The organism is Labedaea rhizosphaerae (assembly GCF_004362825.1).
Lineage (GTDB): Bacteria > Actinomycetota > Actinomycetes > Mycobacteriales > Pseudonocardiaceae > Labedaea > Labedaea rhizosphaerae.
The window spans coordinates 440,674-452,157 of sequence record NZ_SNXZ01000004.1 but is presented as its reverse complement, the minus strand read 5'-3'; the positions used below and the strand labels follow the sequence as shown (position 1 = coordinate 452,157).

At 71.3% G+C, this 11,484-nt stretch carries 9 protein-coding genes; all 9 read left to right on the top strand.

Translation table 11 applies throughout. The features are described 5' to 3' along the window. The first annotated feature begins 27 nt into the window (after positions 1–27). The 9 genes from EV186_RS25020 (at position 28) to EV186_RS24980 (ending at position 11,484) form a co-directional block, all read left to right on the top strand. Positions 28–321, top strand: a complete 294-nt coding sequence (locus EV186_RS25020; protein ID WP_133851827.1) for a phosphopantetheine-binding protein — start codon at positions 28–30, stop codon at positions 319–321. A gap of 5 nt (positions 322–326) precedes the next feature. Continuing rightward, positions 327–839, top strand: a complete 513-nt coding sequence (gene fabZ, locus EV186_RS25015) for a 3-hydroxyacyl-ACP dehydratase FabZ (RefSeq protein WP_133851826.1) — start codon at positions 327–329, stop codon at positions 837–839. A 47-nt stretch (positions 840–886) separates the two neighbouring features. After that, positions 887–2,824 (top strand): GNAT family N-acetyltransferase, encoded by a 1,938-nt coding sequence (locus EV186_RS25010; protein WP_133851825.1) that lies wholly within the window; start codon positions 887–889, stop codon positions 2,822–2,824. A gap of 13 nt (positions 2,825–2,837) precedes the next feature. Further along, complete coding sequence (locus tag EV186_RS25005) at positions 2,838–3,860, top strand: aminomethyl transferase family protein (protein WP_133851824.1); 1,023 nt, start codon at positions 2,838–2,840, stop codon at positions 3,858–3,860. 13 nt (positions 3,861–3,873) lie between these two features. Then, positions 3,874–6,195, top strand: coding sequence for a beta-ketoacyl-[acyl-carrier-protein] synthase family protein (locus EV186_RS25000; protein ID WP_133851823.1), 2,322 nt, complete (start codon positions 3,874–3,876; stop codon positions 6,193–6,195). Positions 6,196–6,849: 654 nt separating this feature from the next. Further along, complete coding sequence (locus tag EV186_RS24995; RefSeq protein WP_133851822.1) at positions 6,850–8,037, top strand: hypothetical protein; 1,188 nt, start codon at positions 6,850–6,852, stop codon at positions 8,035–8,037. Positions 8,038–8,056: 19 nt separating this feature from the next. After that, complete coding sequence (locus EV186_RS24990; RefSeq protein WP_133851821.1) at positions 8,057–9,496, top strand: DHA2 family efflux MFS transporter permease subunit; 1,440 nt, start codon at positions 8,057–8,059, stop codon at positions 9,494–9,496. A gap of 84 nt (positions 9,497–9,580) precedes the next feature. Further along, on the top strand, positions 9,581–10,681 hold the full coding sequence (locus tag EV186_RS24985) for an FAD-dependent oxidoreductase (RefSeq protein ID WP_133851820.1): 1,101 nt from the start codon (positions 9,581–9,583) through the stop codon (positions 10,679–10,681). Between the two features lie 35 nt (positions 10,682–10,716). Then, entirely contained in the window at positions 10,717–11,484 is a 768-nt protein-coding gene (locus tag EV186_RS24980; protein WP_133851819.1) for a PIG-L deacetylase family protein, read from the top strand.

Genomic DNA, 11,484 nt, shown 5'->3' with positions numbered 1-11,484 from the left:
CGAAGCTATTCATGGAAGAGGACAGCTATGTCTACGACCGCCACCTATGACGAGATCAGGGAAGCCGCGCAGGCGCGGCTCGACAAGAACATGAAGATCAAGACGCTGATCATCGACCGGCTCGGTCTCGAGGTCTCGCCCGAGGTCGTCTCGGACAACCAGCCGCTGTTCGGCCGGGGTCTGGAGATGGACTCGCTGGACTCGCTGGAGATCGTGGTCATGGTCAACAACGAGTTCGGCGTCTCGGTCAACGACGACGACATCGAGGCGTTCGGTTCCATCAACGCCCTCGTCGACTTCGTCGAAGCGCACGAGGACTGATCACCATGACCGCGATGTTGTCGAAGCCGGACACGAAGACCGGACCGGCGACGTTCAGCTACTCGTCGGACGACATCAAGAAGATGCTGCCGCACCGGTGGCCGATGCTGATGATCGACCGGGCGTACGACGTCATCCCCGGCGAGTCCGGGAAAGGCGTGAAGAGCGTCAGCGTGAACGAGCCGTTCTTCGCCGGCCACTACCCGGACCACTCGATCATGCCCGGCGTGATGATCGTCGAGTCGATGGCCCAGCTGGTCGCGGTCATCTACGTCGCGGAAATGCTGGAAAGCCCGGTCGAGCAGCCCGCGGGTGACGTTTCCGAGCAGGTCGGATACCTCGGCGCGATCAAGTCCGTCAAGTTCAACAAGCTGGTGGTGCCGGGCGACCAGTTGGTGCTCTCGGCGCAGCTGGGTCCGCGGCTCGGCGGCCTGCGGTCGGTCACGGTCAAAGCCACCGTGGACGGCCAGACCGCCGCCTCGGGCAGCCTCATCGTCACAACTGGCCGGGCCGGCTGAGCCACGCCGGAAGCGAGTTCTGGAGTTCTGGAAAGGAGGTGTTGGTGGTGGCGATTGTCATCCGGCAGCACCGCAACGAGGACCTCGCGGCGGTCGCCGCGCTGTACAACAGGTTCGACGACAACCCGAACCCGCTGGCCGGCGGGGTGACCGCGGCGGAGATCGAGCGGGAACTGGCCGACCGGGAGACCGCGGCGTTCCTGGTGGCGACCGACGGCGAAGAGATCGTCGGCACGTTCGGCTTGTTCCGCAACACCGGGCGGCGCAGCGCACGAGCCGGTGAACTGATCGCCGACATGTTCTTCGTGGCGCCCGCGTACCGCAACGGCGTGCTCACCGGCCGGCTGTTCACCGAGGCCGTGGAGTTCATGTTCAGCACCAACTGCCTGGTGCTGCGGCTGACCGTGAACCCGGCGAACACCCCGGCATTCCGCCTGTACCGGCGGGTCGGTTGCGTCGCGATCGGCGTGCCGATCGCCGGCGAGGACGGCAACGTCGAGCTGTACAACTACATCCCGCTGATCCTGCGTGGGGTGATCGCCGACCTGCCGCAGGCCGCGCTCGCCGCCCTCGGGTCGCTGGCCAGCTTCGGCGGCGTGACCCGAGGACGCGACGACGACCTGCGTTCGGACCTGATCGAAGTGGACGGTCTCAAGGCGGTCCGCTACGACCTGCTGCTCGGCGAGCACCGGATCACCGCTGTGGTCGACGTCGACGCGGGCCGGGTGCACCGGGTCGAGTTGATCACCCCGGACGGGGCGGTCACCCCGCTGCGCCACCAGCTGCCGCCGCCCGGCGGTGCGTCCGATGTGGACAGTCAGGTCTACGCGTTCGGCGACGACGCGCTGCGCTGCGAGGTCGACGGGCGGGACGGGACCGTGCGGGTGCGCTCAGGTGCCCACTCGGGCCCGCTCTACACCTCGACGTGGCCGTCGATCCACGCCGACCGGGTGGCCGGCTGGCGTGAGGCGCAGCCGGTCGAACTGGCCGTCACCGAGGTCGACGGCGGCGTCCGGATGGTCGAGCGGGCCGGGGACGACTCGCTCACCGGCACCGTGACGCTGGTCGACGGCGTGCTGACCCAGCGATTCGAATCCACGGTGCCGGTGCGGCGGGTGTTCGGCACGGTCGGGCTCCGCCAAGGCCGGTTCGCCGTGACCGAGCCGGGCAAGGCCGCGGAGTCGCACCCGATCGGCCTCGGCCTGGGGGTGCGCGACTCGACCGAGATCGTGTCCGCCGCGCGGGCGCTCCCGGCCGGCACCGAGCTGGCTTGGCTGGGTGGCTCGGCCGAGGTGCGCGTCCAGGTCGCCGAACCCACCACGCTGGTCCACTCCACCCTCCTGGCCCGCCGCCCGGATCCAGTCCTCCGCACGACCTTCGCCGTGCCCGACCGGGGCAGCAGGGTGAAGGTCAGCGCGAAGGCGGGCGGCGTGACGTCCTGGGTGGACGGTGGGCACAAGGTGCTGCGCAGCCCCCACCCGAGGACCGCCGCGTTCGCCAGCAACCCGCGCTGGCGGGCCGGGCTGTGGGTGACCACCGAGCGCGCCAGGCACGACCGGGAGTCCGGTCTCGGCTGGGGCGCGGGCCGCCCCGGCTGGGAGGAGAAGAACCCGCGCTGCCTCGTCCACCCCGATCAGCAACTCGTCATGACCCTCGACCTTCCCGTGGTCGAGGTGGCGGCACCGGCGGGCGACGGCGAGGTCGTCTGCTGGCTCACCCCGCACACCCCGGCCACCACGACCGTGCTGGTCGACCAGCACGGCACCCGGACGACCTTGTCCACCGACGACTTCCGCCAGGTCTGGGCGTCCACAGTGGACGTCCAGCTCACCGACGGCCGCTGGCTGGCGATCGGCCCGGCCGGGGGAGCGGACCAGGAGATCGTCGTTCGCGCCACCGCGGCGGGGGTGCTCGTCGGCTGCGTCAGCGCCGCCGACGGCAACCCGGCCGCCTGGCACTTCACCATCCACTCTGGACTTCGGTAAGGAGACACCTCAGATGACCAGCACCGAGATCAAGCCCGGCCGGACCGCGGCCGACGACTACGCCACCATCCGTTCCACCGTCGGCGTCTACCAGATCGGCCGGCCGCTCGTGCGGCTCACCGGCGACGACCGCTACGAGTTCATCGACCGGTTCGCGTCGCGCTCCAGCGAGTACGTCGACCCGGAGACCGTCCGCGAGTTCGTCGCGCTGAACGACGACGGCACCCCGTTCGCCATGCTGCTGCACATCGAGATCGACGACGTGACCTGGTTGCTGCCCCGCACCGAGGTCACCGCCGAGCAGCTGGCCGGTTACCTGGGCCAGTTCGACGCGGACGACGTCACCGTCGAGGTCGCGCCGGAGGGCTTCGCGGCCACCGCGTTCGAGGGCCCGCAGGCCTGGCAGGTCGCCGCGAAGTTCATCGACTTCGACGTCTCCGGCCTGGTGCTGCACGGTGTCACCGAGGCGAGCGTCGAGGACGCCGGGACCGCGTTCATCGCCCGCGTCGGCACCACCGGCGAGTACGGCTACGTGCTGGTCTCCGACGCTCCGGGCGCCGCGTACGACGCCGCGCTGTCGGCGGCCTCCAGCGTGGGTGGTTCGGCCATCGGCCCCGACGGGCTGGCCCGGGTGCAGGCCGAGGCCGGCCAGGCGGTCTACCAGCTCGACCTGTCCACCTTGAGCGTCAACGACGCCGACCTCGCGTGGATGATCGACTGGAACCGGGTGGGTGAGTTCCACGGCTCGGCGCAGCTCGAGCCGCCGACGGTCGAGTCGGCCCGGCTCGTCGCGCTGGTCGCGCCCGCCGGGACCACCGTCGAACCCGGCGACACGCTGTGCGCCGGTGGCGTCGAGGTCGGCGACGTGGCCAAGCAGACCCCGTCGGCCAACCCGGCCGAAGAGCTGGTGATCGCCTTGGTGCAGAACCCGTTCTGGGTGCCGGGCGTGCCGCTGACCGGCCCCGACGGTCAGGCGTTCACCTCGGTCACCATGCCGCGGGTCATCGCCAAGTCGCTGCACGTCAAGATCGACTGAGCGGCTGATCGAGATGAGCAACCCAACCATTGCCATCACCGGCGTCGGGCTGATCACCGGGGCCGGCGACGACGTCGAGAAGTGCTGGGCGTCGCTGGTCGAGGGCACCACCGGCATCAGGCAGAACACCCTGTTCGACACCAGCGAGCTGTTGTCGAGCTGGGTGGGCCTGGTGACCGCGGAACAGCGCGCGGACATCGACCGCTGCTACAGCCTGGCCGCCACGGCGGTGTCCGAGGCGCTGGCCGGCTCCGGGCTCGACTTGTCCACTGTGGACCGTGATCGAGTGGCCGTCGTGGTCGGCTCCAGCCTCGGTGCGATGTCCACTTTGGAGGACGTGCACCGCAAGCTGGTGGCGACCGGCGAGCTGGACGCGGTGAAGGCCGCAGGCTCTCAGGTGTACTGCGTGGGTGACTTCATCGCCGCCGAGTTCGACCTGCGCGGACCGCGGATCGTGCTGTCCAACGCGTGCGCGGCCAGTGCGGTGGCGGTCGGCTACGCGGCCGAACTGCTGTGGCGCGGCGACGTCGACTACGTGGTGTGCGGCGGGGTCGACCCGATCGCCTTCCTGTCCGCGTCCGGGTTCACCTCGCTCGGCGCGCTGGACCCCGAACCGTGCTCGCCGATGGCCGCGTCCACCGGGCTGACCCTCGGCGAGGGAGCCGGCTTCATGATCCTCGAGGCGCCGCACACCGCGGCCGAGCGCGGCGCCGACGTGCTCGCCGAGGTCGGTGGGTACGGCCTGACGTGCGACGGCTACCACCAGACGGCACCGGACCCGGGCGGGAAGGGTGCGTTCGCCTCGATGAAGCAGGCGTTGCACACCGCCGGGCTCACTCCGTCCGATGTGGACTACATCAACCTGCACGGCACCGGGACGCCGGCCAACGACGTCTCGGAGCCGAAGGCGATCAAGCTGCTCTACCAGGGCGGTGCCACGCCGCCGGTGAGCTCGACCAAGTCGATGGTCGGCCACACGCTCGGCGCGGCGGGGGCCGTGGAGGGCGTGGTGTCCACCCTGGCCATCAGCAGGGGCGCGCTGCCACCGACCATCAACACCCGCGGCATCGAGCCCCCGTCGAAGCTGGACATCATCCCGGACACCGGGCGGCCCGGCAGCCCCGCGGTCGTCCTGTCGAACTCGTTCGCCTTCGGCGGCAACAACGCCACCGTGGTCTACACCAAGCCGGGCCAGCCGACCGGGGCCAAGCCCACGGAGGCCGTCCGCGACGTCCTGATCACCGGCGTGGCCGGGCTGGCCGGGTCGGCGACGGACACCGAGGCGCTCACGAAGTCCTTCGTGGACAACGAGAGCTGCTTCGCCCAGCAGGTGGACATCGACGGGCTCGGGAACGTGCCCTTCGGCCGGGTGGACACGAGCGTGCTGGCCGGCAAGCTGAACCCGGGCAAGGCCCGGCGGATGGACCCACTGTCCATCTTGGCCTCCTCGGTGGTGCGCGACGTGTATGCCCGGCACGGCAAGCAATCCCGCGCCGAGCAGGAGGAGACGGGGATCGTCTTCGCCACCGGCATCGGGCCGTGCTCCTCGGTTGTCGGCTTCCACGAGCCGGTGATCACCGGCGGCATGGCGGCGGCCAACCCGTTGATCTTCCCGAACACGGTGGTCAACGCGGCGGCCGGGCACGTGGCCATGCAGTACCGCTACCGCGGCTACACCGCGACCATCGTCAACGGCGGCACCTCTTCGGTGCTGGCGTTGCAGCTGGCCAGCCGGGTGATCGCCCGCGGCGGCGCGGAACGGATCATGGTGGTCGTCGCCGACGAGTACCCGCAGCCCGCGGTGCGCACCGTGGCGTCGCTGCCCGGCTACAGCCGCGACGGCGCGGTCGTCCCGCACGGGCGCACCGGCGCGGTGCTGTCCGAGGGCGCCGTGGCCATCCTGCTGGAGAGCCCGGAGGCCGCCTCATCCCGCGGTGCGACCGCGCTGGCCAGCGTGGCGGGGTTCGGCCTGTCCGGCGAGTCGGTCGGCATCGGCGGCCTCGGTCCGGACGGCTCGGCCTGGGCGCGCTCGCTGCGGCTGGCGATGGGCGATGCCGGCGACCGCCCGGTCGATGCCGTCGTGTCGGCGGCGTCCGGGCGCAGGCTCGTCGACCTCGCCGAGAAGCGCGCGCTCGCCGCCGCCGGCCTGGCGGAAACCCCCGTGGTGACGCCGAAGGCGGTGTTCGGCGAGACCTTCGGCAGCGCGGCCGGTCTCGGTCTGGTCGCCGCGCTGACCGGTGGCGTCCACGGCCGGGTCCTGTTGTCCAGCTTCGCCTACGGCGGCAGCTACGCCGCCGCCGTGCTGGACATCCCGTCCGCGGGGGAGGAGTCGTGACCGCCCGCAGGCCCGTGGCGGCGCCATTGGCCAACGGAGGCATCGACTGCGTGATCACCCAGCACACCGGGCTGCCGCGGGACTGCATGGGCAACCGGCTGTCCAAGCCCGGGCGCTGGCTGATCCGCAACACCCTCGGCGCGCTGTACGGCATGCACGTCGACACCGACGGCCCGGCCCGGCTGACCACCGACGAGCACCGCCGCTGGTCGCTGCCCGCGCACGGGCTGAACATCAGCCTGGACATCTCGGTGAGCCATGTCGACGCGTTGTCCGTGGTCGCCGTGTCCGCGGGCACCAAGGTCGGTGTCGACGTGCAGGACGTCCGGCCGCGGCCCGGCGCGCTGGCCTGGCTCGGCGAGCTGCTGGGCCGCGACGAACCGGCCACCATCGCCGACTTCGCCGAGTGCGAAGCCCTGATCAAGGCCTCGCACCTGACCAAGCAGACCTTCGCCGGGGTCCGGCTGCCCGCGCGTGAACCCGGCTGGCGGGAGATCGACGGCTACGGCTACCACGTGAGCGGGCACGTGCTGCCGGGCGATCTCCACCTGGCGCTCGTCGCCGCCGCGCCGGTCGAACTGCGGTGCTGGTACCGGGTGGGCGGCGGCCGGCCAACCGAAATCAACCTCACGGCATTGGAGGGCGGTGTCCCCCATGAGCTCGGCACTCAGCACACCTACGCGCTACGTCCGGCGGATGTCGGCGATCGAGCGCGGCTACCTGTTCGCGAGCACCGCGGGCGGCACGCCGCAGCTCATCCAGACGGTCATCGAGGGGGACGGGCGGCTTGACCCGGCCGAGCTCGCCCACGCCGTCGAGGTGGCCACCGACGCCAACCCCGGCATGGCGGTGACCAGGAAGAACTCGAACTGGCGGGGTGGCGGTCCGCGCCCACCGGTGACCGTGCTGCCGGATTCGACTGAGCTGGTGCACAGCGACCGGGGTGACATCGTGGGTGCGGCGCCGCTGTACGAGGACATCGACGTGGTGCGGGGCCCGGTCGCGGAGATCCTGCTGCAACCGGGGCCGCGGACCAGGCTCGTCGTGCGGGCCAGCCACATCGTCACCGACGGCCGCGGCCTGCAGCACTGGCTCGCTGACGTGTTCCGGGTCCTGCGCGGCACCGACCCGGTCGGCTCACCGGCCACCGTGAACGACACGCATTTCCTTGCCGCCGCGGGGAAAGTCGCCCCGGTGGCCGGGACCGGCAAGATCCCCACCCAGCCGACGATGCTCGGCTCCGGGCCGGCGAGCGGACGCCCGTTGTGGGTGCGCCGGACGGTGCCCGCCGCGCCCAAGGGAGTCACCGCGCGGATTGCCGCCGCCGTGTCGGGGCGGCTGCCTGCCGAGTGTGGGCACGTGCTGGTGCCGGTCGACCTGCGCAGGCACGACCGGAGCATCGACTCGACCGCCAACCTGACCGCCCAGTTGCTGGTGCCGGTCGAGCGCGGCGGTGACTGGCGGCGGATCCACAGCCGGTTGCTCACCGGTCTGCTGCGCAAGCACGAGGTGGCGCAGCAACTCGGCCGGGACTTCCGCAACACCAACCCGTTCGTCAACTCGCTCACCGAGGCCGCGCAGTACACCGGGGACGCCTTCCCGGCCGCCGCGATCATCTCCGACCACGGCCCGTTCGACCTCACGCGTTACGCGGCGCCGACGTTCGCGCCGGACACCATCTACACGCTGCCCATGCTCGTCCCGTACGTCGAGATGTTCGTCAGCGCGTTCCAGCTCGACGACCGCACCGAGCTGACCGTCGGCGCACGCGAGCGTCCCGGTGCGGTCGAGGCGGCCCGTGCCCTGCTCGACGACACCGCCGCCCTCCTGCTCAGCGATTGACTCCACAAAGGACACTCCGATGACTCTCGCCCCCAGCCCGCCGGAATCCGTCGCGGATCCGGCCGAAGCACCGCCGCAGACCCCGCCGCCACCGGGTCCGTTGACCGTCGCGGTCGCGGTGTCCGGCTCCTTCCTCGCGATGCTGGACACCACCATCGTCAACGTCTCGCTGCACGCCACGTCCGCTCGGTTCGGCGACATCGGCTCCGTGCAGTGGGTGCTGACCAGCTACCTGCTCGCGCTCGTGGCCACCATGCCGGCGACGGCGTGGCTGACCAGCCGGTTCGGTCCGAAGCGGGTGTTCGTCACGGCGTTGACGATCTTCATGCTGGGCTCGGCCGCCTGCGCGCTGAGCCCGACGTTGGCCAGCCTCGTGGCCGGGCGGGCCGTGGCGGGTGGCGCGGCCGGCGTGCTGCTGCCCGCCGCGACCGTGCTGCTCACCTACGGCCAGCCACTGGAACAACTCGGCAAGGTGCAGGCGCTCAACGGCAGCGTCATGATGCTGGCCCCGTTGCTCGGCCCGGCGGCGGGCGGGCTGCTGGTCGCCGGCTGGGGCTGGCCTGGGGTCTACGCCATCAACGTGCCCCTGTGCCTGGTGATCCTGATCGTTGCGGCGGTCAAGGTGGCCCGCGACCGCGGTGGGCAGACGACCCCGCTCGACGTGCGTGGCCTGCTCGCCATCGTGCTCGGCACCACCGGCCTGGTGATGGCGATCGGTTCGTTCTCGCACGGGGTTTCGTTGACGTCCAAGGAATTCCTCGTCCCGCTCGGCGTCGGTGTCGGTGGGGTGGTCGGGTTCGTCATCCGCGAGTTGCGTGCGGAGCACCCGCTGCTCGACCTGAGGTTGTTCGGCATCGGCGTGTACCGGATGGCCGCGCTGAACATCGCCTTCCTCGGGTTCCTGCTCTACGCCCCGATGGTGCTGATCCCGCTGTACTTCGAGGCGGCGCGCGGGGAGAGCGCGGTGCTGACCGGGCTGCTGGTGTCGGTCGGCGGGGTCGGGGTCGTCGTGGCCGGCCGGGTCTGCCGCTGGCTGATGCCGAAGATCCTGTGTGCGCGGACGATGCTGATCGGCATCGGGCTGACCATCGCGGCCACCGTCCCGATGCTCATGCTCACCGCGAGCACGTCCTACTACCTGGTCTGCGCGGCGCTGGTGGTGCGTGGGATCGGTACCGGGCTGACCATCGTGCCCGCGATGACGGCCGCGTTCATGTCGATCAAGGCGGCCCAGATCCCCGATGCCGCCGCGCAGCTGAACCTGGTGCAGCGGATCGGCGGCACGTTCGCGGCCGCGGTGATGATGGTGGTGCTCGGCTACCAGGCAACTGTCCACAAGGGACTGTCCGCGCCGGCGTTCGCCGACTCGTTCGGTGTGCTGCTGGCAACCTCGGCGCTCACCCTGTTCCCGGCGCTCGCCCTGCTGCGCGCGGAACTGCGGGCCAAGCGGGCGTCGTGAGCGGGTGGCACTCAGCGCAGAACCGCACTTATTGCTGATTGACAATCATCGCATCCTGGCAGTGACTTCCAGTACAGTGGGCGGATGCGGACCGTGCTGATCTGCGGAGCGGGCATCGCCGGTTCGACGCTGGCGTATTGGCTGGCGCGCCACGGGTTCGAGCCCACTGTGGTCGAGCGGTCGCCGGGGCTGCGCTCCAGCGGGAACCCGGTCGACGTGCGTGGACCGGCGCTGCCGGTGGTCGCGGCCATGGACGTCATGCCCCGGCTGCGCGAGGTGGCGACCCGGGTGATCAGGCTGCGTGTGTTCGACGCGGCCGGGCGCCAGGTCGCCACCGTCGCCATGCCCGCGGCCAAGGGCGACGAGGTGGAGGTGCCGCGCGCCGACCTCGCCACCGTGCTGTACCAGGCGGCGCGCGACGATGCCGAGTTCTTGTTCGACGAGACGATCACCGCCCTGCAGCAGGACGAGCGCGGTGTCGACGTCACGTTCGACCGGGCGCCGCCGCGCCGCTTCGACCTGGTGATCGGCGCCGACGGGCTGCACTCCGCGGTGCGCCGGCTGGCTTTCGGGCCCGAACCCGACTTCGCGCGGCCCCTGGGCATGTACGTCGCCACCGTGCCGTTCCACGAACCGGCCGAGTACCCCGAAGACGTCCTCGTCCACAACACCCCCGACCGGATGGTCGCGATCCACCCCGGCAGCGGCCAGGCGGGCGCGGCGTTCATCTTCCGGTCGGCCACGCGAGGCGTCGAGGCGCGCGACACCGAGCGGCAGAAGCGGTTCGTCACCGACGTCTACGCCGGCGCCCGCTGGCGGGTGCCCGAGCTGCTCGCCCGGCTCGCCGACACCGACGACCTGTTCTTCGACGCGGTCAGCCTCGTCGACCTGCCGCGCTGGTCGCACGGCCGGATCGCGCTGGTGGGGGACGCCGCGTCCTGCGTGTCCCTGCTCGGCGAGGGCTCGAGCCTGGCCATCGCCGGCGCGCACACCCTGGCCGCATCGCTCGCCGAACAGCCTGCCGACCACGCCGAAGCGTTGCGCCACTACGAATCCGTGCACCGGGCCCGCGTCAAACCGAAACAACGCGGCGTCCACCTCTCGGCCGCGGTGCTGGTGCCCAAGACGAGGTTCGGCATCGCCGCCCGCAACCTCGTCGCCAAGGTCGTGCCCGGATTCGGCTGACGCCCGCGGTACCCGGCGGGCCGAAACACGGCAGGATGACCGGCATGACATTGCCTGCCCTTCCCGAGGAATCGTTCCAGCGCGTGCTCTGCGTCGTCGCGCACCCGGACGACATGGAGTACGGCTCGTCCGCTGCCGTCGCGCGCTGGACCGCGCGCGGCATCGAGGTCGGTTACCTCCTGCTCACCCGCGGCGAGGCGGGCATGCCGAACCACCCCGAGGAGACCGCACGGCTGCGGGCGGCCGAGCAGCGGGCGGCCTGCGCGCAGGTCGGCGTCGAGCACCTGACCATCCTCGAACACCCCGACGGTGTGCTCGTCTACGGACTGGACCTGCGCCGGGACATCTGCCGGGAGATCCGCCGGTTCAAGCCCGACGTCGTGCTCGGCACCGGGTTCGCGATCGAGGCACCCTGGGGCTTCGACCAGGCCGACCACCGGGCGGCCGGGCTCGCGACGCTCGACGCCTTGCGCGACGCGGGCAACCGCTGGGTCTTCCCGGAGCAGATCGAGGACGAGCACCTCGAACCGCATTCGGTGCGCTGGTACCTCGTCCCCGGGGCCGGCGACTCCGCCACCCACGGCGTCGACGTCACCGGTGAGCCACTGCGCCGTGGCGTGGCCTCGCTCGAGGCGCACGCGGCCTACCTTGCCGCGCTGCCGGACCACCCGGCGCCGGCGGATTTCATCCCCATGGTCGCCGCGATGGGCGGCAAGGCCATGGGCGTCGAACACGCGGTCCTGTTCCGCGCCACCGACTTCCAGGCACCACCGGCGTTCGCCACCGACGCCGAGCAGGACTGA